General features: G+C 35.5%; 28 protein-coding genes and 1 tRNA gene. 26 read left to right on the forward strand and 3 right to left on the reverse strand.

Translation table 11 applies throughout. The features are described from left to right. Nucleotides 1–11 precede the first annotated feature (11 nt). The 24 genes from WC906_01265 to WC906_01380 all read left to right on the forward strand — a co-directional run bounded on the left by WC906_01265 (nt 12) and on the right by WC906_01380 (nt 18,670). Nucleotides 12–245 (forward strand): DUF378 domain-containing protein, encoded by a 234-nt coding sequence (locus WC906_01265; GenBank protein ID MFA5777050.1) that lies wholly within the window; start codon nt 12–14, stop codon nt 243–245. A gap of 171 nt (nt 246–416) precedes the next feature. Then, on the forward strand, nt 417–698 hold the full coding sequence (locus WC906_01270) for an HU family DNA-binding protein (GenBank protein ID MFA5777051.1): 282 nt from the start codon (nt 417–419) through the stop codon (nt 696–698). A 240-nt stretch (nt 699–938) separates the two neighbouring features. Next, nucleotides 939–1,583 (forward strand): hypothetical protein, encoded by a 645-nt coding sequence (locus WC906_01275; GenBank protein ID MFA5777052.1) that lies wholly within the window; start codon nt 939–941, stop codon nt 1,581–1,583. 152 nt (nt 1,584–1,735) lie between these two features. Next, entirely contained in the window at nt 1,736–2,077 is a 342-nt protein-coding gene (gene panD / locus WC906_01280) for an aspartate 1-decarboxylase (GenBank protein ID MFA5777053.1), read from the forward strand. A 149-nt stretch (nt 2,078–2,226) separates the two neighbouring features. Beyond that, nucleotides 2,227–3,192 (forward strand): virulence protein RhuM/Fic/DOC family protein, encoded by a 966-nt coding sequence (locus WC906_01285; GenBank protein MFA5777054.1) that lies wholly within the window; start codon nt 2,227–2,229, stop codon nt 3,190–3,192. Between the two features lie 126 nt (nt 3,193–3,318). Further along, a complete protein-coding gene (locus WC906_01290) occupies nt 3,319–3,489 on the forward strand; it encodes a hypothetical protein (GenBank protein MFA5777055.1) in 171 nt (56 codons plus the stop codon). A 3-nt stretch (nt 3,490–3,492) separates the two neighbouring features. Beyond that, on the forward strand, nt 3,493–4,164 hold the full coding sequence (gene radC / locus WC906_01295) for a DNA repair protein RadC (GenBank protein ID MFA5777056.1): 672 nt from the start codon (nt 3,493–3,495) through the stop codon (nt 4,162–4,164). A 168-nt stretch (nt 4,165–4,332) separates the two neighbouring features. After that, a complete protein-coding gene (locus WC906_01300; protein ID MFA5777057.1) occupies nt 4,333–5,358 on the forward strand; it encodes a hypothetical protein in 1,026 nt (341 codons plus the stop codon). Nucleotides 5,359–5,361: 3 nt separating this feature from the next. Next, nucleotides 5,362–6,000, forward strand: coding sequence for a hypothetical protein (locus WC906_01305; protein ID MFA5777058.1), 639 nt, complete (start codon nt 5,362–5,364; stop codon nt 5,998–6,000). Nucleotides 6,001–6,017: 17 nt separating this feature from the next. Next, entirely contained in the window at nt 6,018–6,398 is a 381-nt protein-coding gene (locus WC906_01310) for a hypothetical protein (GenBank protein MFA5777059.1), read from the forward strand. Nucleotide 6,399: 1 nt separating this feature from the next. After that, nucleotides 6,400–7,104: a hypothetical protein gene (locus tag WC906_01315; protein ID MFA5777060.1), complete on the forward strand. Its 705-nt coding sequence runs from the start codon at nt 6,400–6,402 to the stop codon at nt 7,102–7,104. Beyond that, entirely contained in the window at nt 7,097–9,259 is a 2,163-nt protein-coding gene (locus WC906_01320; GenBank protein ID MFA5777061.1) for a site-specific DNA-methyltransferase, read from the forward strand. The genes WC906_01315 and WC906_01320 overlap by 8 nt, the downstream gene beginning before the upstream one ends. 1 nt (nt 9,260) lies before the next feature. Beyond that, nucleotides 9,261–11,627 carry a DEAD/DEAH box helicase family protein gene (locus WC906_01325; protein ID MFA5777062.1) on the forward strand — a complete coding sequence of 789 codons (2,367 nt, stop codon included), beginning with the start codon at nt 9,261–9,263 and terminating at the stop codon, nt 11,625–11,627. Nucleotides 11,628–11,735: 108 nt separating this feature from the next. Next, on the forward strand, nt 11,736–12,077 hold the full coding sequence (locus WC906_01330; protein MFA5777063.1) for a hypothetical protein: 342 nt from the start codon (nt 11,736–11,738) through the stop codon (nt 12,075–12,077). A 336-nt stretch (nt 12,078–12,413) separates the two neighbouring features. Then, nucleotides 12,414–13,118 carry a RhuM family protein gene (gene rhuM, locus WC906_01335; GenBank protein MFA5777064.1) on the forward strand — a complete coding sequence of 235 codons (705 nt, stop codon included), beginning with the start codon at nt 12,414–12,416 and terminating at the stop codon, nt 13,116–13,118. 83 nt (nt 13,119–13,201) lie between these two features. Beyond that, entirely contained in the window at nt 13,202–13,441 is a 240-nt protein-coding gene (locus tag WC906_01340) for a hypothetical protein (GenBank protein MFA5777065.1), read from the forward strand. A gap of 29 nt (nt 13,442–13,470) precedes the next feature. After that, entirely contained in the window at nt 13,471–13,992 is a 522-nt protein-coding gene (locus WC906_01345; GenBank protein MFA5777066.1) for a GNAT family protein, read from the forward strand. Beyond that, nucleotides 13,922–14,527 carry a GNAT family protein gene (locus WC906_01350; protein MFA5777067.1) on the forward strand — a complete coding sequence of 202 codons (606 nt, stop codon included), beginning with the start codon at nt 13,922–13,924 and terminating at the stop codon, nt 14,525–14,527. The genes WC906_01345 and WC906_01350 overlap by 71 nt, the downstream gene beginning before the upstream one ends. A gap of 16 nt (nt 14,528–14,543) precedes the next feature. Further along, a complete protein-coding gene (locus WC906_01355; GenBank protein MFA5777068.1) occupies nt 14,544–14,939 on the forward strand; it encodes a TspO/MBR family protein in 396 nt (131 codons plus the stop codon). A 23-nt stretch (nt 14,940–14,962) separates the two neighbouring features. After that, nucleotides 14,963–15,649 (forward strand): HAD family phosphatase, encoded by a 687-nt coding sequence (locus tag WC906_01360; protein ID MFA5777069.1) that lies wholly within the window; start codon nt 14,963–14,965, stop codon nt 15,647–15,649. A 51-nt stretch (nt 15,650–15,700) separates the two neighbouring features. Continuing rightward, nucleotides 15,701–15,955 carry a GIY-YIG nuclease family protein gene (locus WC906_01365; GenBank protein ID MFA5777070.1) on the forward strand — a complete coding sequence of 85 codons (255 nt, stop codon included), beginning with the start codon at nt 15,701–15,703 and terminating at the stop codon, nt 15,953–15,955. A gap of 10 nt (nt 15,956–15,965) precedes the next feature. Next, nucleotides 15,966–16,613: a hypothetical protein gene (locus WC906_01370; protein MFA5777071.1), complete on the forward strand. Its 648-nt coding sequence runs from the start codon at nt 15,966–15,968 to the stop codon at nt 16,611–16,613. Between the two features lie 136 nt (nt 16,614–16,749). Beyond that, nucleotides 16,750–17,001, forward strand: coding sequence for a DUF3276 family protein (locus WC906_01375; GenBank protein ID MFA5777072.1), 252 nt, complete (start codon nt 16,750–16,752; stop codon nt 16,999–17,001). A gap of 58 nt (nt 17,002–17,059) precedes the next feature. Next, nucleotides 17,060–18,670 carry a RecQ family ATP-dependent DNA helicase gene (locus tag WC906_01380; GenBank protein MFA5777073.1) on the forward strand — a complete coding sequence of 537 codons (1,611 nt, stop codon included), beginning with the start codon at nt 17,060–17,062 and terminating at the stop codon, nt 18,668–18,670. Between the two features lie 4 nt (nt 18,671–18,674). Here the strand turns inward: WC906_01380 and tsaD are convergent, their stop codons facing one another. Continuing rightward, nucleotides 18,675–19,796 (reverse strand): tRNA (adenosine(37)-N6)-threonylcarbamoyltransferase complex transferase subunit TsaD, encoded by a 1,122-nt coding sequence (gene tsaD / locus WC906_01385; GenBank protein MFA5777074.1) that lies wholly within the window; start codon nt 19,794–19,796, stop codon nt 18,675–18,677. A 58-nt stretch (nt 19,797–19,854) separates the two neighbouring features. On the opposite strand from tsaD, the gene WC906_01390 reads away from it, so the two are divergent. Both WC906_01390 and WC906_01395 read left to right on the forward strand, forming a co-directional pair. Next, the gene (locus WC906_01390; protein ID MFA5777075.1) at nt 19,855–20,502 is read left to right on the forward strand and encodes an RNA polymerase sigma factor; all 648 of its coding nucleotides are present in this window, start codon (nt 19,855–19,857) and stop codon (nt 20,500–20,502) included. Next, nucleotides 20,499–21,206, forward strand: coding sequence for a coenzyme F420-0:L-glutamate ligase (locus WC906_01395; protein MFA5777076.1), 708 nt, complete (start codon nt 20,499–20,501; stop codon nt 21,204–21,206). Before WC906_01390 ends, WC906_01395 begins: the two co-directional genes overlap by 4 nt. Before the next feature lie 50 nt (nt 21,207–21,256). Here the strand turns inward: WC906_01395 and WC906_01400 are convergent. Together WC906_01400 and WC906_01405 are read right to left on the reverse strand one after the other, a co-directional pair. After that, a tRNA-Glu gene (locus WC906_01400) sits at nt 21,257–21,328 on the reverse strand. A 291-nt stretch (nt 21,329–21,619) separates the two neighbouring features. Continuing rightward, a complete protein-coding gene (locus WC906_01405; protein MFA5777077.1) occupies nt 21,620–21,946 on the reverse strand; it encodes a hypothetical protein in 327 nt (108 codons plus the stop codon). Nucleotides 21,947–22,159 lie beyond the last annotated feature (213 nt).

A 22,159-nucleotide genomic window follows, 5' to 3' on the forward strand; every position in this document is an offset into this window, starting at 1 on the left:
GGTGAAATGATATGAAAAACCTAAATTCTTTGGATTGGGTTGCCATAATAATCCTTATTATCGGGGGTTTGAATTGGGGGTTGGTTGGAATTTTTGGTTTCGATTTGGTTAAGGCTATTTTCGGGGATATGTCAATTTTGTCTAGGATTGTTTATTTAATCGTAGGAATTTCTTCTGTTTACGCCATAGTGTTGTCTTTTCAATTGGCTAAAGTTAAAGGAGAACAAGTCGGCCAACACGCCTAACCGCAAACTAATTTTTTTTGTTTGAACGAATATTCTTTTGGATAAAAAGCGCTTGGTTTGGTTTGGGGTTGACAAGATTTTTAAAATAGCCCAAAAACACTAGCGTTTATTTTGAGGGTGTGCTACAATCTTATATCATAGGGGAGTTAATTAATTTAATATAAAAAAACTATGGCGAAGATGACCAAGTCACAGCTTATGGCAGCACTGGCCGAAAAGACCGGTCTTGCGAAGAAAGACGTGACAACGCTGATGGAAGAACTCGTAAACATGGCTTACTCTGAAGTCAAAAAGAGCGGTCTGTTTATTCTTCCAGGATTCGGAAAAATGGTTAAAGCAAACAGGAAGGCAAGAGCTGGAATCAATCCGGCTACTGGAGCAAAAATTCAAATTGCTGCCAAAACTGTTGTAAAATTCCGATTAGCCAAAGCTGCCAAAGAAGCAGTATTATAGTCAAAACGAAAATTTAGTTCTTTCTGCTGGCCTCGCATTTTGCGGGGCCAGTTTTTTGTACAATGTATTGAAACAAACGGAAAAGGAGAGTAATCTGGAAATATAATAAGTTAGGACTTACGCATTTGCCTCTGCTAATCCCGCTACTTCAGCGCGATAACGGACAAATTTAGAATCGCGCCTCCGAAAAGCGGATTATCATAGCCAAACGCGTAAGTCTTGTAAGTAATAATAGAGTAAATGTTTGGAATAGAAAAAAAGGAACTAAAAATTTTGAAAAAATTGAATACTCCCAAGAAGATTCAGGATTTTTTGAATAAGATGCCGATGAATTTTGAGGAAGACGGCAAGGACACCAGTTTGTCTCCAATGACAGTTTTGGAAAAAGGAATCTGCCACTGCGTGGAGGGAGCGACGCTGGCAGCTTTGGCTCTACGCCTCAATGGCTATCCTCCGCTTCTTGTGGATCTCAAGGCGGATAATAAATATGATTTTGACCATGTGATAGCGGTTTTCCAGCAATATGGTAAATGGGGCGCTATTTCCAAAACTAACCACGTGGTTCTTCGCTATCGGGAACCAGTCTACAATTCCATCCGAGAGTTGGCGATGAGTTTTTTTCATGAATATTATGATCGAAAAGGGAGAAAGAATTTGCGCAGTTATTCGGTCCCTCTTAGCCTTAAGAGATTTGATAAATTGGGCTGGATGACAACTAAAGAAGAAATTGACTATGTTCCCGAAACTTTGGACGAGATAAGGCATTATCCGATTGTGAACCAAAAACAGATCAGAAATTTTCGCCGAGCCGACAAAATAGAACTTGAAACCGACAAGATTCTGGAATGGAAACCAAAAGGAAAAGCAGACAAGAGCTGGTATTAGAACTGGAATAATAAAAAATACGGCAAAAAAGAAGGTAGGAGATTCGTAGCGCGGATTTCCTCCTTTTTCTTTTTCTTGAAATAAGGCGGAAATAAGAATAGAATTGAAGTACAGGCAGATTGTCACAGGATAATTTAAATAATAACAAAATTATGCGATTTGTCTTACGTTCGAAAATTCATAAAGCCAATGTTACCGAAGCCAATCTGGGCTATATAGGCAGTGTTACCATTGATGGCGATCTGGTGGAAAAATCCGGACTTTGGCCGGGCGAGAAAGTGTTGATCGTGAGTAATACCAGCGGAGCGTGGCTGGAAACGTATATAATTTCCGGCAAAAAGAAGTCGGGAATCATCTGCATGAACGGTGCCACAGCGCACCTCATCAAAAAAGGGGAAGAAGTCATCATTATGGGCTTCGAACTTACCGGCAAGCCTCTCAAGGTTAAAAAAATCTTAGTGGATAAGAAAAATAAATTCGTGAAGTATTTGTAAATAATTTGATTGCTTGCTTTTCAATATTTTAAAAACGGGCTCAAGGTCTGTTTTTTGTAGCAAATAATAAATGGGGTTATGCACAGCTGGCGATAGACAAATGATTAAAATAGTGATATAGTATCATTATAACAACCTAAAATAAAAAAATGGAAAAAGAAGTTATTATCTACCAAGGAAAATCAGGTGCCATCGAACTCAAGGGCGATTTTAAACGTGAAACGATCTGGGCCAATTTGCAACAAATTGCGGATCTTTTTGAAGCTGATAAATCCGGTATTTCTAGGCATATAAAGAATATTTTTAGTAATGGAGAATTAGCAAAAAAATCAACTGTTGCAAAAATTGCAACAGTTCGAAAAGAAGGCAATAGGGAAATAAAACGAGAAATCGAATTTTATAATTTAGACATGATTCTTTCCGTCGGATATCGGGTGAATTCTAAGAAGGCGACGGAATTCAGAAAATGGGCGACCAAAACCCTGCGCCAGCACATCTTGGAAGGCTATACGTTGAACAAAAAACAATTGGCCAAAAATTATGAAGCTTTTCTCAAAGCCGTCGAAGACGTCAAAAAGCTTTTGCCTTCTGGCGGAAAAGTCAGAGCGGAGGATGCCCTGGAACTTATGAAGATATTCGCTTCAACCTGGCTTTCACTGGATGCCTATGATAAAGAAACTTTACCGAAGATTGGCGCGACAAAAAAGCAAGTCAGAATAACTGCAGACAATATCTCTGAAATATTATTAAAATTTAGGGAAGAATTGATTTCCCAAAAAGAGGCAAGTGAATTATTTGGGACTGAAAGGACAAAAGGCGATGCAGCCGGAATTGTGGGAAATGTTTTCCAGGCCTTCGGCGGAAAAGATTTATATCCGACTTTGGAAGAAAAGGCGGCACATCTTTTGTATTTTATGGTCAAAGACCATCCTTTTGTCGATGGAAACAAGCGAAGCGGAGCATTTGCTTTCGTTTGGTTTTTGCGCAAGGCCAAAATTTTAGATACTCGCCGATTAACTCCGGAAGCTTTGACAGCCCTGACTCTTTTGGTGGCGGAAAGTAGACCAAAAGATAAAGAGCGTATGGTCGGGCTAATCTTGATCCTGCTTAAATAACCAGGAAATTATGAAAACCCCGATACTTATCGGGGTTTTTTCGTGGCTTGAATAATAGGGGGGATGGGGGTAAAATTGAAGAGTAATTAAATTGTTACGTAACAAGGTAAGTAGCAAAACAAAACTATGGAAAAAGATAAGGAAATACGCAAATTAACCCGGATCGGGAAACGAAGCATCGGCCTCACCTTGCCGATAGAACTTGTCCGCGATCTCGGCTGGCGGGAAAGGCAGAAAGTTGTAGTCAAGAAAGTAAAAGGTGGCTTAATGATTAAAGATTATTATTCTAAAAAATAAAAAATGGCAAAAATAAAAGACCTTCCAAAACATGAAATGCCAAGGGAAAAACTGATTGAAAAAGGAGTGAAAAATCTTCGGGATAGTGAACTTATGGCAATTTTACTCAGAACAGGGATTGAGGGTAAGGATGTCATGAATGTTTCCAGAGAAATATTGCAAAAATTTCCTACTAAGAAATTGTTGTCACTTGATTTTGAAAATTTATCAAAAATTAAAGGCATCGGTCAGAGTAAGGCGTGTTTATTGCTGGCGGCTTTTGAATTAACCAAAAGAGCTTTGGAAGTCGAGGATAATAATTTACCAACTATCAATTCAGCTAAAGATGCAGTCGCACAGCTTCAGGAATTAAGAACAGCTAAGAAAGAACATTTTATCGCTTTATTTCTCAACGCCAGAAATCAATTGATCCACAAAGAAACAATTTCTATCGGAACGCTGAATGCTAGCTTGATTCATCCGCGGGAAGTTTTTGAGCCGGCAGTGAAAAATTTAGCAGCGCAAATCATTGTGGCTCATAATCATCCTTCGAATAATCCTGAGCCATCTGAAGATGATCTGGAAATAACCATGCGCCTCAAGGAAGCGGGGAAGATATTGGGGATAGAAATCGTCGATCATATTATTGTGACAAAAAATAGTTTTATTAGCTTAAAAGAAGAAAAATTAGTCTAAACTTATGGCGAAAAATAAGGAAAATGGGATGTTTAATTATATCGAGCTAGATAAGTTACCATTTTTTACAGTTTATAAGAAATAAAGTTATCCACAAAGGAACGTTGTAAAGGATGAAATTAAGTGTTATAATATCACTGTGAAATAATTATCATTAAATTTAAGTTTATGAAAACACAAGAAATTATAAAAAAAATTGAGGAAAAAAGAAAATCAAAGGTTATAACTTACATAACTAGCGACAGGCAAGGACCGGTTAATGCTCGGGTGGCGATGGATATTATACCGATTATTAGCAGTCAGCTTCGAAAAATTGGAAAACAGGAAAAAATTGATTTGGTTCTGTATAGTTCTGGAGGCGATACTCTTGTTCCTTGGCGTTTGGTTTCTTTGATTCGCGAATATTGCGATCATTTTTCAGTGATTATTCCATATAAGGCACATAGCGCTGCGACAATGATTTCTTTGGGAGCGGATGAAATAGTAATGAGCGATATGAGCGAGCTTTCGCCGATTGATCCTTCAACGGCTAATGTTTTTAACCCTCAAGATCCGCAAAATCCGCAAAACAAAATTCCGATTTCTGTAGAAGAGGTAATGAGTTATTTTGATTTGGCAAAAAATAAGTTTGGAATAAAAAGCGATGAAGAACTGACGAAAATATTCAATAAATTTGTGGAAAGCACTCCGTCAATTCATCCTTTGGCATTGGGGAATGTTAATCGAACGCACAATTTGATTAAGATTTTGGCTAAAAGATTGCTCAAAAGTCAAAAGGAACCGATGAAAGAAGATGAAATTGAAAAAGTGATTGAATTTTTGACGGAAAAACTTTATTCGCATCAATACTACATTGGACGAAAAGAAGCCAAGGAAGATCTTGGCATAAAATCGGTTGTTTTTGCTGATAAAGAACTTTCAGATTTGATGACGGAAATTTATGAAGAGTACAATAGTGAAATGAATATGACAACAATCTGGAATCCGGAAATGGAAATTGGAGAGGGAAATCAGGAAAGTAGGAAGGAATATAAGATTGCTTATGTTGAAAGCGAGGAAATCAGCAATCATTTTGGAATTAATATGGAATTTAAAAGAATGCAACAAACCATTGCTCAGCAAACTCCGCAAGGGATGATCAATATTCCGCAGATGCAGATTGTTTGGAGAGTGATTGGGCAAGGTTGGAAATAAAGTATGAAATACAGTTGGCTCAATAGAAAAGTTATTGCTGGAGGGATAATTTTAATTTTGGTTTTAAGTTATTTGATTGGCAAATTTAATTGGGAACCATTTTTAATAAAATTTTTAAATTCAAATTTTTTTATAGCATTAATAACTTTATCTGCTGGTTATGTTGCATATTATATTTATAAAGAGCAGAAAAAGGAATATAAAGCAGATGCAGCAATGTTAATCGTGCAAGAAATTAGATTTGCCGAAGGTCAAATAAAAAAGGCGAGAGAAAGAGACCATGTATATCCCTTGTCTATAAGAAATCTTCCTACAAACAGTTGGCACAAAAATATACATTTGTTTATAAATGATCTCGCCGAAACGGAATTAGATACTATTAGTAAATTTTATTCTTCTGCGGAATATCTTGATATTGTGATTCAGAAAATTTCGGATAAAAAGAATGATCAGGTTTTAGCAAAACCAATTTCAAAAGGAGAAGAACGCTCATCACAGATAATTCAGCAACAGGAAGAAATTCAAATAGAAATGAAGTTTGTATCAGAAATTATTCTTAGGAAAGTTTCGTCTGAATTTGAATTTATATACAACACTCCAGCTGTGGATAAATTAAGAGCTATTGCTGAGGGTAAGCTATAAAAATTAAAAATAAATTTATGGAAAATGTTAAATTAAATTTTTTACATGTTTGTGAGAATGCTTCTATATCTCGTGAAGGCAAACTAAGTGTCATTGGAATTTTTAATCAAATAAGGTTTAATCGTCTGCCTGCGGTTTATCCTATTTTTTTTATTGTTGTTGGTTTGACTGGCGATGAAGGTGTTTATTCGGAAGAGATTCAAATAATTTCTCCTGACGGGGAAATAGCAGCTAGTGTTAAGAATGATAATGTCGAGATCAAAGAAAACGGTGGTTCGACAAATTTTCTATCTAGCTTTGCGGGTTTTGTTTTTTCGAAACAAGGAAAATATTCAATCAGGGTGTTAGTGGATGGCAATCCCAAGGATGAAATAACCATTGAAATTGTTTCAAAATAAAATGATTGACAAAATGGAAAAGGAAACACCTAACGAAGTTGATACTAAAAGTACCGTAGTCTATTCTCCTCCTGGGGGTGGAGTTGGCGGATCGCCAAATTTGGATGCGCTTTTTGATTATTATGAAAAGAAATTTCAAAAGCAGGATGATAAGATTGAAAATCAAAAGTTAACTATAATTGAAACACTTGGAATTTTTGTAGCATTGTTTACTTTTATCTCGATTGATTTTCAGGTTTTTAAATCATACAGGAATCCTTTTGCTATTTCAGGTCTAACTCTCATATTACTAGGCTCAATTACATTTTTAGTTTCTTCTCTTGATTTTTTTATATTAAAGGCACGTTCAATAAGGAATGGTTTAAATTTTAAACCAAATAAGAGAAACTTTTTGGATGACATATGGATTTGTTTTAAAAATAATAAATCTCGTATTTTCTTTATTTTTATTGAGTCATGCTTAATCTTGGGTGGAATTTATTTATTTTCTAAGACAAAAATTGAGGAGTTTGGCGATCAAAAAGAACAAATAAAAAAAGAGGTTTTTGAATACACAAAAAATAATTTAGAAAACAAAATCAATGATTTTGAAAAGGCAAAAGAAAAAAGTAGTGATGTTGAGGATATTGATAAAAAAATTGAATCAATGAAAAAATGTATCAGAGATTTTGGTTTTACATATAAATGTTTCAATAAAGATGAATAAATACGAAAAATTATCCAAAGAAGAGCTTTTGAAGCTTGTTGAAAAACAGGAGGAGGAGTTGAAGTCCAAGAAATATGGGCTGGTTTGGGATAGTGAAAGAGAACCGGAGCAGGTGGTTTTGGATTGCGAAAATAATTTACCGGTTTTGAAAAGAGTTAAGGGGAAAGAAATAAGGACTTGCGACGGGGAAGATAACATTTTGATTGAAGGTGACAATTATCACGCTTTGACGGTTTTAAATTATACTCATAAAGAAAAAATTGATGTAATTTACATTGATCCGCCATACAATACTGGAAACAAGGATTTTATTTATAATGATAGATATGTTGATCGTGAAGACGGATATAGACATAGTAAATGGCTAAATTTCATGGAAAAGCGTTTAAATTTGGCTAAAGATTTGTTGAAAGAAACCGGAGTTATTTTTATTTCGATTGATGATAATGAAGCAAGTCAACTGAAACTTCTGTGTGATAAAATTTTTGGAGAAGAAAATTTTATTTCTAAGATGGTGATACAAAGTAATCCCAGAGGTTCTCAATCCAGCAAACATATCGCAGAAGTTCATGAGTATGTTCTTGTATATGCGAAATTGGAAAGAAATCTTTTTATTAAAGGTTTTAATAAAACAGAAGAAAACATATCGGAATATTCAAATGTAGATGATAGTGGAAGAAAATATAGATTATTAGGTTTAAGGCAAAGAGGTGGAGAGTGGAAACGAGAGCAAAGACCAAAAATGTTTTACCCTATTTATATTAATCCGAAAGATAATTCTATAAGTTTAATAAAAACAGAGGATTATTTTATTGAAACTTTACCTAAAAGGCCTACTGGAGAAGAAGGAAGATGGACTTGGTCTAGAGAAAAATTAGAAGCCAATATAAACTTATTGATTGGCAAGAAAGTTAATAGAAAAGGATTAGATGTTTTCTATGATATATTCAGAAAGGATTATCTTTTAGATGAAATAGGTAATGAGTCAGTTTCTAAACCAAAAACGATTTGGCTAGACAAAGAATTAAACTATCAAAATGGAAGGAATGAAATAAAAAATATTTTAGGAGAAGATGCGTTTAATTATCCAAAGCCAACTTTTCTTATTAAAAAAATAATCGAAATGACCGAAAGCAAGGAAGGCATTGTTCTCGATTTTATGGCTGGTTCTGGAACAACTGGGCATGCGGTTTTAGATCTTAATAAAGAAGATGGCGGAAACAGGAAATTCATTCTTTGTACTAATAATGAACTGAATGGATTAGCAGATGAACTAAAAGAAAAAGGAATGAGTGAAAAAGAAATTAAAGAATACGGCATTTGTAGGCGAGTAACTTATCCAAGACTTGAAAGAGTTATCAATGGTTATAAAAATGCAAAAGATGAAAAAGTGGAAGGACTAGGTGAAAATTTGCAGTATTTCAGAACGGATTTTGTCAAGAAAACGAAAAATAAAGATCAAGTCAGGGTTAATTTGACGCAGAAATGTACGGAAATGCTTTGCGTGAAAGAGAATATTTTTAACCCAGAGATAGAAAAAGAAGATTACAAGATCTTTTCTTCCAATAAGAAAGATAAATTTTTGTGCGTTTACTATAATTTTCTCGATGACAGTTTTGATGAATTCCTCAAAGAAATAAAAAAACTAAAAGGCAAAAAAGTAGTTTATATGTTTTCAATGGATGGCACAGTTGATAGCAGTCTATTTTCAAATATTAATGATTTTGAAATAGAAGAAATACCACAGAAAATATTGGATATTTACAAGCAATTAGCAAAAATGAATATTCCTGTTAAATCAGACGCCATTTTTCCCGATTTCGAAAAAGCCAAAAACAAAATTTTTGATGAAGAAGATAAGGATGATGGAGCAAGAATTCTAAGAATTGTATTGGAAAAGGTAATTCAAAAAATATCGCAAAATAATGGATTAAATATTATAAAAGAAAATTCCAAGGAGGAAAAAGCCTCTATTTTGAACGACAAATTAAAAAGTGAAAATATTTTTTCCAAAGTTCAGTGGGAAGAAAATAAAACATATTTAGCGATTGGAAATCATGCTTCGCACGGAGAATATTCAGAATATGATTTGAAAAATGTCGAAAACTTCCATAAACATATTCAAAAATTAATAGATCAATTTAATATTCAATAATATGGCAACCAAACAATTAAAAAGATATCAAGAAAATGCAGTTGATGAGCTGATTCTAAAATCAAAGTTGCTTCTTGGGAAGAAATTGGACAAAAGAACGATTGTTTTTCAGGCTCCGACCGGAAGCGGAAAAACTTTTATGATGTCTCAATATGTCGAGCAGTTAATCTCCGAAATGAAAGAAGAAGATTTTTGTTTTTTATGGCTAAGTCCGGGAAAAGGAAGTTTGCATAAACAAAGCTACGAAGCTTTAAAAAAAGATTTTCGAGGATTCCCGGATGTTTATCTTTTGGAAGAGGAGTTTTTTGGTTCAAGGAGAACAATAGACAAAAACGAAGCTGTTGTTGGAAATTGGGAAAAATTGAGCAATAAAGACAGCAAAACCGGAGAATGGAAGAATGTTTTAATGAAAGATAAGGAGACAATAAATTTTAGAGAATTGGTACAGAAAACGAAAGAAGCTGGAATGAAAATAATTTTGATTATTGATGAAAGTCATTCAAGAGATAAAGCTGAAAGAGCCTTTGAGCTTCGAAATGAGATAATTAATCCAGATCTAACGATTGAAATGAGTGCTACTCCAATTCTGAGAGAAGGTGAGTATAATGAAAAAGTCACAGTGGAATCTAATGATGTTATAGAAGAGGGCATGATAAAAAAAGAGATTATTATCAATGAGAATGTCGACAAAATTGATGATGATGAGGTCACTTCGCAAGAACTGATAATGGAGGCTGCTTTCCAAAAGAGATTGGAAATTAAAAAACAATATGAAAAAGAAGGGATTAATATTAATCCTCTTGTTTTGGTGCAAATTCCAGATAGTGAAGCTGGAATTGACAAAAAAGAATTTGCGGAAAGTTTTTTGGCTAGCAAGGGCGTAACTTACGATAATCACAAACTTGCAGTTTGGCTCAGTGAAGAAAAAATAAATCAAGAAAAAGAATTTGTCACTCCAAACAATAGCGACGTAGATTTCTTGATATTCAAACAAGCAATTGATACGGGGTGGGATTGTCCCAGAGCTCAAATATTGGTTAGGTTTAGAGAAATTAAAAGTTTAGTTTTTGAAATTCAGACAGTAGGAAGAATTTTACGTATGCCCGAAGCGAAACACTATAAAAATGATAATCTGAATAGAGCTTACGTTTTTACTAATGTAAAAAGTTTAGAGGTTAAGAAAGAAGATTATAATCCAAACATTATTAAATCAGTTTTTGTTAAAAGAGAAAAAATCTACGAACCCTTGAAGTTGAAATCTTATTACAGGAGCAGAATTGACTTTGGTGATGTTACTTCTAGTTTTTATGGTGCATTGGAGGATGTTTTGTGTAATTTTTTTGAAATAAAAAAAGGAAAATTTGAATTTGGTTTTGCTGACAAGAACAAGAAACTAGTAGAGAAAAAAATAGATATCAAAAATTTAGACGGAAAAGATGAAATCATTTTGAATAAAAGATTGGGTCTAGAGCTATTTGATCATCTTGATCAAGAGAAGATTAAATCAGATAATAATTTTCAAGCTTATTTGTCAGAAGATGACAAAGGGAGAGCCTTTGAGAATTTAATAAAAATAAATTTAAATGGTTTTGCTCCCAAAAGATCTATCCCAATTGTAAAAAATTCTTTGTATAGATGGTTTAAAAAATATTTGGGAATAAATCTTTTTGGAAATGGAATAATCTATATTCAAAATATAGCCTTAAACAACTATGAAACTTTTGGAAAGTTATTCGATGAAGCAGTATCTGAATATAAACCGATAAAAGAAGAGGAAAAAAATAAAAAAATTGAAGAAGTTGAGCAGTGGAACGATAATTGGGAAATAATGGAGAGTAGGAATTATAATCCAAATACCTATAAAGCTTACGATGGAGAGTTGTCGGTTTATAAATCTCCAAATGATAAAAAAGCCTATTTGAACTTTGATAGCGATATTGAACAAGAATTCATTGATTATTTAGAAAAGAACAAAGGGAAAATTTTATGGTGGTGGCAAAATGGAAACGAACATATGGCTTTAAACTTTGGAATTAAATATGGAAATGGATCAACTTTTCAGCCGGATTTTCTGGTTATGTTTAAAGATAGGAAAATTGGAATCTTTGACACCAAGGCCAGTGGATTCAATGAGGATGACAATAAAACAAAAGCTGAAGCTTTGCAAAAATATTTAGTAGAGGAAAATAAAAGGAAAAAAATTAATTCTTTATTTGGCGGATTAGTGATTAAAATTGGCCAACACTTTTGGATTAATTCAGATAAAGAATATAAACCTTTCGAAACTCCAATTATGGTTAAAGAAAATATTTCTAAATATGGAGACGATAAAAAGATTAAAAATGGTTGGAAATATTTAGAATTTTAAATATAATCTTGGAAAAAATCAAGAAATTGGAGGAATATCAAAAATCCACCCAGTCTGATCTCATCGCTCTCGAACAATCCATCCTCCACAGAGCTTTCAATAAATAACATGAAAAAAGAAATAAACAAAAAAATTCCAAAATTTATGATCACATATCTCTGCAACAAGTGCGGGTTTGATTTTGCGATAACGGAATTACATAAACCCAAATGTTTTTATTGTGGCAGTTCTAAAGATTGGAAAATAGTAAAGAAGCAGAAAATAAACATGAAAGTTATGGCAGAAAGAATGAAATTGGTAAATGATAGATTGATGTCCTCACTCAAGGGAGCATATGAGGTCGGCAAGAAAGATGATGATTTTAATGAAGATGTGATGCTAGATGTGATGAGTAGGGCAAAGAAATTAGGCAAACAGACCAATAGCTTATTGAAATCTAAGAAAAAATAAATAGGCTCAATCTTATCCACAGCCTTGGAGTAGACGGCAGGTGACTATGATGATATAATATCACTGTAATCATTAATCCGAGTCTATGCTCAATAAAAAAAAGAAGAAAACAATGACAAAATAATAATTTATAGCACCGAAGACGGGAAGACAGAGATTGAGGTCAATCTTGAAGGCGAAACTGTTTGGTTAAGCCAGAGGCAGATGGCAGAATTATTCCAAACAACGGTAGCAAATATTAATCAGCATGTTGGAAACGTGCTAAAAGATGGAGAACTAGAGGAATTCCCAACTATTAAGAAATCCTTAATAGTTCAAAAAGAATGAAAAAGAAGCATAAATCGAGAAGTGGTGTTTTATAACTTAGACATGATAATCTCGGTAGGATACAGGATAAATTCCTTGCGAGGCACGCAATTCCGCATCTGGGCAACGCAGAAGCTCAGAGAATACATGGTGAAAGGTTTCGTGATGGATGACGAGAGGCTGGCTGAAGGAAGAGTGAAAAGGAGCTACTTCGAAGAGTGGGAGGAAAGGATCAGAAAAATCAGAACTTCTGAAGCGAATTTTTATCAAAAAGTTCGAGATGTTTTTGCGACTAGCGTGGATTATAACCTGAAGGCTGATTATGCCCATGAATTTTTTTCCACAGTTCAGAATAAATTCCATTTTGCCATCACCGGGCTCACGGCATCGGAAATAATTGCCAAAAGAATAGATAGTAAAAAAGAAAATCTTGGGCTTACTAATTGGAAAGGAGAAATTATCACGCGCGAGCAAGCACAGATTGCCAAAAATTATCTGGCGGAATTGGAACTCAAGAGATTAAATTTGCTAGTAGAGCAGTTTCTGTCATTTGCGGAACTACAAAGCGTGGAAAGAAGAGTGATGTATATGAAAAATTGGATCGAGAAACTGGATGGATTTTTGATTCTGAATGACAAGGAAATTTTGAAAAATGCCGGCAGTATTTCTCATAAGGATATGGAGAAAACAGTCAGAAGGGAATTGGGAAAATTTAATAGCAAGAGATTAAAATAGATTAAAAAATGGAAAAGTATTTTTTTAATCGCTTCGTTGCATTTTTTAAAAATGGGTAAGTAATTAATTACGTATATCAAAATATGGAAAATAAAAAATATTTATTAAAACTAAAAAAATTAATATTTGATTTCTCTTTTTTTATTATTTCTGCAATACTTGTTTTATTGAGCATCTCATCTATTAATAAATATTTAAATAAAATTGATAATGATCAAGAAAAATATAAGATTTATGTTGAATTTGGTATTTTCGCAGGAACGGCCGGATTAACTTTAATGGTTTTCTTTATGAATAGGTTAATGAAAAAAATGAATAAGTAAGTAATTACGTAACATGTTACGTAACAGGTATGATTTTAAAAGGCTCAAAAATTTATCTGCAAGAAGGGCTCCGAGAGGAAGATTATTCTTTGATCTTGAAAGGTTACACGGATTTAAGTGTGATTGGGTTTGTGTGTTTTGCGAAAGAAGCAATTAAACTCAAAACAAATCAAGAAGCAAAAAAGTTTTTCCATGAAATTGAGTCAGAAATTGTTTTTGGGATTTATGATTTGGAAGGTGAGTTTGTTGGATATACATCGCTTGAAAAAGATAAAAACGGGGGATATGAATTTGGAATTATTATTTTAGATAAAAATTATTGGAGTAGGGGAATTGGAGCGGAAGCAATAAGGTTGACTTTAGAGTATGCTTTTAATAATCTAGGATTAAGTCGAGTACTTTTGAATGTCAGTGAATATCATCAGAAAGCAATTGAGCTTTATGAAAAAATGGGTTTCAAAAAGACAAAACTGATTCCCAATGACCGGGAAATATATCTGGATGGAAAATGGCTTCGAAGTGGAACAGTGGAAATGGAGCTATATAATTAATTACGTAAATATGAAACTGGCGGAAAACAAAAAATTTATATTGCGGAGTGTTCAGAAGGGCGATGAGTTTGATATTGCCAAAAATATTAACGATAAGATTATTGCCCGAAATACGGCGACCATTCCGTACCCGTACAAGCTAAAAGACGCGAAAAAATGGATTGGGGAATATTTAAAAAAACAAAAGAAGAAAAATCCTGAAGAAACTTCGTTTGCCATCGTCATTGACGGTGAAGTGGTTGGTTCCATCGGAATCCACAAGATAGTAAAAAATCATAAATGTGAAATCGGATATTGGCTAGCTAGGAAACATTGGGGAAAGGGAATCATGCCTGAAGCGGTCAAAATAGTCACAGATTATGGATTCGAAAAATTAAAACTCAGAAGGATCGATGCGGGAGTTTATTCTTTTAATCCGCCTTCCATGCGAGTTCTCGAAAAAAACGGATATAAACTGGAGGGAATTTTGAAGAAAGATGTCAAAAAAGGAAACAAGCTTTTTGATAAGCATGTTTACGCTAAAATAAGTAATTAATTACTTACATAAAAATATGCAAAATTACAATTGGTATCAGCAGTTGGTAAAGCCTTCCTGGTCTCCGCCTGCTTGGATCTTCGGGCCGGTTTGGACATTTCTGTATGTTTTGATTGCTATTTCATTTGGGACGGTATTTTGGAAGACCGCGACGAAACAGCTTCCGTTTATTGTGGCTTTGCCTTTTGTTCTAAACATTATTTTTAATCTCATCTTTACGCCTATCCAATTCGGCCTTAAGAACAATTATCTGGCGGCGCTGGATATTCTTTTGGTTCTGATCACTCTTGTTTGGGCGATGGTGGCAATCTATCCGCATGCCAGATGGATCGCCTATATCCAGCTCCCGTATCTTCTCTGGGTCACTTTTGCAACAATCCTCCAACTCACGATTACTTATTTAAATAAGTAATTAATTACATACATACAATAATCATGAAAAAAGTTGCTATATTCGACATCGATGGAACGATTTTCCGGTCCAGTCTGCTTATTGAGATAACCGAAGCGTTAATTGATGCCGGCGCATTAAAGCCGTCTCTTCGGAAGTATTATGCCAAGCATCGCCAAAATTGGCTGGACAGGAAAGGCTCTTACGAAAAATATATTGGCGGAGTAGTCGAGGCGTTTGAAAACAATATTAAAGGGGTTAAGTATAAAGATTTTTTGAGGATCTCCCAAAAGGTTCTAGCAATCAAGCAGGATCGTACCTACCAATACACTCGAGATTTGATAGGGAAGCTCAAAAAGAAAAATTATTATTTGCTGGCCATTTCCAATTCACCCGAGGTAATCGTTGGCAATTTTTGCAAACAGCTTGGTTTCAACAAGGCGTATGGCCGGATATATGAAGTGAATGAAAAGGGAATATTTACCGGAAAAATTTTACACGAGAAGATTATCGGCGACAAGGCCAAGGTTATTAAAAGGGCGATTGAAAAAGAGAATTTGACCATTGTTGGTTCTATTGCCGTTGGCGATACGGAATCTGATATCCCGATGTTCAAGATGGTTGATAGCCCGATCTGTTTTAATCCCAACAAAAGGCTTTACAGCGCGGCTAAAAAATATGGGTGGAAGATGATTGTGGAGAGAAAGGATATGTTTTACGAAATAAAATGACGAATCTTAAAGGCGGGGAAATTAGATGTTTTTTAGTGGTATAATAACGATATGTATTATCTCTATATCTTGAAATGCGCGGATGGAACTTTGTATACTGGAATTACCACCGATTTGAAGCGGAGGATTGCTGAGCATAATGGCGCAAAGCTAGGTGCAAAATATACAGTAGCCCGCCGTCCGGTCAAGCTGGCCTATTCGCAAAAATTCGAAAATCGATCCTTGGCTTCCAAGGAAGAAGCTCGGGTCAAGAGACTAACAAAAAATCAAAAGTTAGCGTTGATTAAAAAATCTAATAAAATTTAATCAAAATAATATGAAGAAAAAAATTATTATCTCGCTGGTTATGATTGCTTTTGTTTTTATCATTGCTGGCTGCGGGGAAAATAATAGCAGGGAAATCAAAGAAACTGCCAAGGAAAGTGTTGAAGCTAAAGCTGATTCTTCCGGATCTTGTAAGGAAGAAAAAGTCAGCCTTCCTAATTATGGCGATCCGGGAAAACGCCTCAAAAATTGTTTTGTTGAATATCCCGGAGAGTCAAGCCGTCCGGACAAGAGTTATTATGTCGTCGAAGATATTTGCGGGCAATTTACCAAAGAATTTGTGGAAAATGCGCTTGGGAAAAAAATAACCAGGGTTGAACTTCCAAAGATTAGCACTATCAATAATTGCACCTATTATTTCGACGAAAAAGAATATGTGATGCTAAACCTTGAATATCTTTCAATTGAAAACCAGAAGAAAGGAAATGAAGCGATGGATAGAAAAGTGGAAAAGAGCTCTCAGATTCCCATGGACAATCTGGTTGTGTATGAAGAAAATAGCGCTATCAATGCAGTGTATTTAATATTAAATCCGGAAAAATTCCTTTCCATCCGTCCCAGCTCTTTGGCGGCGAAAAAAATGATGAATCTGGTTGATTTCGCTTCCAATATGGCCAAGGAAATCAAAGGTTATAAATAAGCCTTGAAAGTTATCCACAGGGAACATATTGACAGTGATAATACAGCACTGATATAATATCACTGTAAGGAGTTGCGCTTTCAAAATAATAATTAAAAATACGGCATTCGGATAACTTAGCTAGCAACTTATCCAAATGGCGCTAAGCGCAAACAGAAACAATATGGAATTTAACAAGCAAGAAAAAGTGCATTCCCAGATGCTTCGCGCCGGGAGCAAGAATTATTTCTTCGATGTGAAGAAAGCTAAAAGCGGAAATAATTATCTCACCATTGCCGAATCGTATAAAGGGAAAGATGGCGCAAGCGTGGTTAACAGGATTATGCTTTTCAAAGATCACTTGGCTGATTTTCAAAAAACATTGGAAGAAGCAGAAAGCTATTTATAGATAGGGACTCAGTAGGCGGACGGCTCGTTGTGGCAACGAACCGTCCGCTTTAAATGTTATGTTAAAACAAAATCTTCAGAAATATTTTAATTTTTCGCAGTTTCGTCCGGGGCAGGAAGAAATCGTGCAGAAAATTTTAGAAGGGAAGGATGTGGTTGCCTTGATGCCGACCGGGGGAGGAAAATCTTTGTGCTATCAACTTCCAGCTGTCATTAGTGATGGGATATCCATTATTATTTCTCCACTGATCGCGCTTATGAAAGATCAGGTCGACTCGCTCAATGCTCGAGGAATTACAGCGTCTTTCATTAACAGCACTTTGGATTCAAATGAAATTGACGAGAGGATGAGGGATATTTTCGAGGGAAAGATAAAAATTTTATATATTGCCCCGGAAAGATTTTCTAGTTATCAATTTAGGGATTTCTTTGCAAACTTGAATGTGGGTTTGTTTGCGGTTGATGAGGCGCATTGCGTTTCCGAATGGGGACATGATTTCCGTCCGGATTATTTGGCTATCAAAAAATATATCAAGTTGCTGAAAAAGCGTCCGGTGGTAGCAGCTTTTACGGCCACGGCTACGCCGGAAGTGAAAGACGATATTATCAAAAGATTGGAACTGGAAGATCCGGAAGTTTTTATTCGCGGATTCGATCGTCCTAATCTGAAATTTTTTGCGCAAAGCAATCTGAAGCCCGGGGAAAAATACGCGGAAATTTTAAGAATCATCAAAAATATTTCAGGCTCGGGGATAGTTTATGCTCTTACTAGAAAAGACGCTGAATTCATTGCCCAATTTTTGTGCCAGAATAAGATCAAGGCAGCGGCTTATCATGCCGGAATGGAAGGAAACAAGAGGGGGAAAATCCAGAATGAGTTCATGGAAAATAAATTTAAAGTGATTGTGGCGACAGTGGCCTTTGGAATGGGAGTGGACAAGGCTGATATTAGATTTGTGATTCACTCTGGAATGCCGGGAAGTTTGGAGGGGTATTATCAGGAAGCGGGAAGAGCCGGAAGGGATGGAGAGATGGCCTATTGCATGCTGCTTCACGGAAAAAAAGACGTCAATACTCATAAATTCTTCATCCGCCAAAGCCAAAGCGAGATGTTTGCGCAAGGGAAAAAATGGGAGGAAATAAAAAAAGTTATCAACAATAAATACGACCGTTTAGAAAAAATGATCGAATATTCCACAAAGCCGAGCTGTCGGAGAAAAATGATTTTGAAATATTTTGATGATCCCGACTACAAAAAGCACAGAGAAAATTGCCAAGGATGCGATGTTTGCCTTAATTGGAAAAAGTCCGAAGAAAATATCAAGAAAAGCAGATCTTTTATGGAAGGAAGCAGAAGTTTTTTAAGTGCGACTGTCCAAGCAACAGTTGATGTTTATAAAAGGGGGTTTGATATTATAGATATTGCTAAGATGAGAAGTCTGGGGGTGGGAACTATTACGGAGCATCTGATTGATTGGTATTCAAGAGGCGGGAAATTTAGGATAGAAGAACATATTGATGCCGGCGATGAAGAGAAAATAATATCGGCCATAAAAAAAGTCGGAAGCAGTGAAAGGGTAGGTCCGATAAAAAATATTCTTCCGGAAGATGTTAGCTATGAAAAAATCCGCTTGGTGATTGCGAAGATGAAAAGAAATAAGGTGGATTAAAAAATTATTTCAGCTTCAAATTTGCGTCGGTGTCTAAATTTTTCCAGTTTTGGAGAGCTTTTTCTTTTTGCGCGGCTGTCATTTTATTCCATCGGAAGCAGGCGGCGGTAGCGATCATAGCGGCGTTGTCGCCGGTATATTCGATAGTCGGCAGCCGATAGATTGCAACGGGTAAATTATTTTCTATGGCTTCGCCTAGCTGTCTTCTTAGTTCTTGGTTGGCAGCGACTCCGCCGGCTAGCAGAATGGTTTTCGGGTTATATTCCTTGGCGGCTTTAATAGTTTTGGAAACTAGGACGTCAATGGAGGCTTGCTGAAATTCGCGGCACATCTCAGTGATGTAATTTTTATTCCCAATGAGTTCGGGATGTTTTTTTGTTTCATACAAAACTGCAGTTTTGAGCCCGGAGAAAGAAAAATCAAAAGTATTTCTATTTAGCATCGGCCTTGGCAAGTGAATCATGAATTTTGAATCATGAATCATGGAATTGTTTTTATTTTTTTTACTTAAGTCATAATTCATAATTCTTGATTCTGCGATTGCCGCTTTTTTAGCAATGGCTGGGCCACCCGGGTATCCAATATTCAAAATCCTGGCTACTTTGTCGAAAGCTTCACCGGCCGCATCATCCAAGGTCTGTCCGATAATTTCATATTGCAAATGATTGTTCATTAAAACCAATTGAGTATGGCCTCCGGAAACCACTAAGCATAAAACAGGAAAATCAATTTCTTTTTTGCTGGAAATTTCGCGGATCATATTTGCATAAATATGTCCTTCAATGTGATGAATTCCGATGAGGGGTTTCTCCCAAACATAGGAAAGAGTTTTGGCGACATTCGTTCCAATGAGCAGTGCAGGAATCAGTCCGGGACCGTTGGTGACAGCAATTAAGTCTAAATCAGTGGGCAAGATGCCAGCCTCTTTGAGCGCCATTTTCAGGACCGGAATTATGTTTTTGAGGTGTTCGCGCGCGGCCAGATTAGGAACGACCCCGCCCCATTTAGCATGGAGCTTAACTTGTGAAGAAACGATATTGGAAAGGATATTAATTTCTCCATTCTTACACTCAACTATTGATGATGCAGTTTCGTCGCATGATGTTTCGATTCCTAGCACTTTCATTGCTTTTTTGATTAATTAATGATATATATTGATAATAAGCCTTAGATTGAAAAAATCAATGGTCAATGAAAAAAAAGGCTTAAAAATAAGGTCTCGCGCCATAAATTTGGCGAAAGTAAAAAAAATGAGCGATAGCGAGCTTATCATCCTTTTGAAATGCAAAAATCCAATAGTGCATAACGAATTGGTTAACCGATACCAGAAAAAGCTTTTTATTTATCTCTATCGTTTTATTGGGAACAAAGAAGAGACTGAAGATCTTCTCCAAAATGTATTTTTGAAAGTTTACAAATACTGTGAAAATTTTGACACTGAAAGAAAATTTTCTTCCTGGATTTATCGAATTGCCCATAATGAGGCAGTTAATTGTATTAAGAGAAAAAGTATCAAGAAGTTTATTTCATTGGAAGATTTTGTTTCCAGCAAGGACAGAATAGAAACCAAATCCGATGCCAAATCTCCAATGGAAGTTTGGATAAGCAAGGAGCTTCGCAATGAGATGAAAGATGCGCTCAAAAAGTTGCCGGAAAAATACAAAGAGGTTTTGGAAATGAGATATTTTCAGGAAAAATCATATGAAGAAATAAGCAAAGCGCTTAAAAAACCGGTAAATACAATCGGAACACTTATCAACAGAGCAAAAGGAAAATTAGAAAGCGTTGTCGGCCTTTCCAGAGAAAAAAGAGAGAAGAATAAAAGAAAATGAACATATTCCCCATAAAAACCAGAATTTTTAAAGCTAAAGAATCTTTGGCTGATTTTATCACCTCAGAAATTCCCACGCTGAAAAACAGGAGCATCCTAGTAGTCACTTCAAAAATATTGGCGCTTTCACAGGGGAGAGTGGTGGATAAAATAAAAAACAGGAAAGAGAAAGACGAATGGATCAAAAGAGAAAGCGAAAAATTTTTTGAAACCAAGTGGTGTTTTCTTTGCCTCAAAAACGGGCATTGGTGCGCCAATGGCGGAATCGATGAATCAAATATGAAAAGCGGCGGGTTAATTTTGTGGCCGGAAAAGATTTATGAAGAGGCGGAAAAATTAAAGAAGATATTGCTCAAACATCATAAAATCAAGAAACTTGGAATTTTGATAACTGACAGCCGGATTTTTCCTTTGCGCAGCGGGGTGGTTGGAGTGGCTTTGGGATATTCAGGATTTTTTGGGATTAAAAGCTATGTCGGAAAAAAAGATATTTTTGGCAGAAAATTTAAATTTGAAAAAGTGAATATGCCCGATTCACTCTCTTCGGCTGCAATCTTGGTTATGGGAGAGGGAAAGGAAAAATGCCCTTTGGCCGTAATTGAAAATGCACCGGTAGAATTTACCGATAAAAAAATAAACAAAAAAGAACTTCAAATCAAGCCGGAAAATGACGTTTATCGGGTCTTGTTCGAGAATTTGAAATAAATTATTTTGGAAACAAAAATACTTGCTGAATTAGCAAGTATTTTTTTATGTAGCCCTAAGGGGAATCGGACCCCTGTTTACAGGATGAAAACCTGTTGTCCTAACCACTAGACGATAGGGCCATAAATTGAAAAAAGATCACTATATTAACAAGCGATCCAAAATCGTTTTTTGAATATAGTGCTCCGCGGGCAGGACTCGAACCTGCAACCAATTGATTACACTTATCTTACTGTTTCCAATAAGGGTGGACTATATCATCTCCTTAATTTAAGGTTTAAGGAGTGAGGCGCTTCCCCAATGAAGGGTACTCTCTTTCGAGATAGTCTCTGAACCTTTCTTAAAATTAATTAAGACTTGGCTGCTGATCACCATAGTTTAGCTGATAAACTTTAGGCTTCCAGCAATTCACCTCATTTTTCACTTCCAAATTTCTCTGGAAGGCTGCGTATCCCACTATGCAATTCTCTATGACAATTTGCGCAGACTAAAATGCATTTATCAATTTCATTTTTTACCCTATCCCAACTTCTTGTAAGTCCAGATTGGGAAACTCCAAATTCTTTTCCGTTTGAATTCAGATGATGAAATTGAAGCGCATCTTTGCACTTATTATATCCACAGAAAAAGCATTTTCCGCCTTTGTACTCGATTGCCATATCCTTAATCTTTTTCCTTCTCTTGGATACGGCTTTCTTTATATACTCGGCACGGTCAGCATATTTCCTTTTTTCTTTCATGCATATATTATACACGAAAAAATGTGTTCACAGTCAACTGCTCTACCATTGAGCTACCGCGGAATATTAAATTTTCAAAGCAATTTTGATTATATCAGAAAAATAAAATCAGGCAAGGGGCGCGGTTATAGTTACAGGGTTCTGCCCGCGGAGCCAATTAAAATAACCCTCACAAAGGGTTATTTTTTATACCCAAACAAAATATCAAAATTT

The organism is Parcubacteria group bacterium (assembly GCA_041657845.1).
Taxonomy (GTDB): Bacteria; Patescibacteriota; Minisyncoccia; order Moranbacterales; family JAKLHP01; genus JAKLHP01.

Excerpts from the sequence above, each read along its gene's own strand:
- WC906_01265 (MFA5777050.1), top strand. The coding sequence starts at position 12 with ATGAAAAACCTAAATTCTTTGGATTGGGTTGCCATAATAATCCTTATT.
- WC906_01270 (MFA5777051.1), top strand. The coding sequence starts at position 417 with ATGGCGAAGATGACCAAGTCACAGCTTATGGCAGCACTGGCCGAAAAG.
- WC906_01275 (MFA5777052.1), top strand. The coding sequence starts at position 939 with ATGTTTGGAATAGAAAAAAAGGAACTAAAAATTTTGAAAAAATTGAAT.
- panD (MFA5777053.1), top strand. The coding sequence starts at position 1,736 with ATGCGATTTGTCTTACGTTCGAAAATTCATAAAGCCAATGTTACCGAA.
- WC906_01285 (MFA5777054.1), top strand. The coding sequence starts at position 2,227 with ATGGAAAAAGAAGTTATTATCTACCAAGGAAAATCAGGTGCCATCGAA.
- WC906_01290 (MFA5777055.1), top strand. The coding sequence starts at position 3,319 with ATGGAAAAAGATAAGGAAATACGCAAATTAACCCGGATCGGGAAACGA.
- radC (MFA5777056.1), top strand. The coding sequence starts at position 3,493 with ATGGCAAAAATAAAAGACCTTCCAAAACATGAAATGCCAAGGGAAAAA.
- WC906_01300 (MFA5777057.1), top strand. The coding sequence starts at position 4,333 with ATGAAAACACAAGAAATTATAAAAAAAATTGAGGAAAAAAGAAAATCA.
- WC906_01305 (MFA5777058.1), top strand. The coding sequence starts at position 5,362 with ATGAAATACAGTTGGCTCAATAGAAAAGTTATTGCTGGAGGGATAATT.
- WC906_01310 (MFA5777059.1), top strand. The coding sequence starts at position 6,018 with ATGGAAAATGTTAAATTAAATTTTTTACATGTTTGTGAGAATGCTTCT.
- WC906_01315 (MFA5777060.1), top strand. The coding sequence starts at position 6,400 with ATGATTGACAAAATGGAAAAGGAAACACCTAACGAAGTTGATACTAAA.
- WC906_01320 (MFA5777061.1), top strand. The coding sequence starts at position 7,097 with ATGAATAAATACGAAAAATTATCCAAAGAAGAGCTTTTGAAGCTTGTT.
- WC906_01325 (MFA5777062.1), top strand. The coding sequence starts at position 9,261 with ATGGCAACCAAACAATTAAAAAGATATCAAGAAAATGCAGTTGATGAG.
- WC906_01330 (MFA5777063.1), top strand. The coding sequence starts at position 11,736 with ATGAAAAAAGAAATAAACAAAAAAATTCCAAAATTTATGATCACATAT.
- WC906_01340 (MFA5777065.1), top strand. The coding sequence starts at position 13,202 with ATGGAAAATAAAAAATATTTATTAAAACTAAAAAAATTAATATTTGAT.
- WC906_01345 (MFA5777066.1), top strand. The coding sequence starts at position 13,471 with ATGATTTTAAAAGGCTCAAAAATTTATCTGCAAGAAGGGCTCCGAGAG.
- WC906_01350 (MFA5777067.1), top strand. The coding sequence starts at position 13,922 with ATGACCGGGAAATATATCTGGATGGAAAATGGCTTCGAAGTGGAACAG.
- WC906_01355 (MFA5777068.1), top strand. The coding sequence starts at position 14,544 with ATGCAAAATTACAATTGGTATCAGCAGTTGGTAAAGCCTTCCTGGTCT.
- WC906_01360 (MFA5777069.1), top strand. The coding sequence starts at position 14,963 with ATGAAAAAAGTTGCTATATTCGACATCGATGGAACGATTTTCCGGTCC.
- WC906_01365 (MFA5777070.1), top strand. The coding sequence starts at position 15,701 with ATGTATTATCTCTATATCTTGAAATGCGCGGATGGAACTTTGTATACT.
- WC906_01370 (MFA5777071.1), top strand. The coding sequence starts at position 15,966 with ATGAAGAAAAAAATTATTATCTCGCTGGTTATGATTGCTTTTGTTTTT.
- WC906_01375 (MFA5777072.1), top strand. The coding sequence starts at position 16,750 with ATGGCGCTAAGCGCAAACAGAAACAATATGGAATTTAACAAGCAAGAA.
- WC906_01380 (MFA5777073.1), top strand. The coding sequence starts at position 17,060 with ATGTTAAAACAAAATCTTCAGAAATATTTTAATTTTTCGCAGTTTCGT.
- tsaD (MFA5777074.1), bottom strand. The coding sequence starts at position 19,796 with ATGAAAGTGCTAGGAATCGAAACATCATGCGACGAAACTGCATCATCA.
- WC906_01390 (MFA5777075.1), top strand. The coding sequence starts at position 19,855 with ATGGTCAATGAAAAAAAAGGCTTAAAAATAAGGTCTCGCGCCATAAAT.
- WC906_01395 (MFA5777076.1), top strand. The coding sequence starts at position 20,499 with ATGAACATATTCCCCATAAAAACCAGAATTTTTAAAGCTAAAGAATCT.
- WC906_01405 (MFA5777077.1), bottom strand. The coding sequence starts at position 21,946 with ATGAAAGAAAAAAGGAAATATGCTGACCGTGCCGAGTATATAAAGAAA.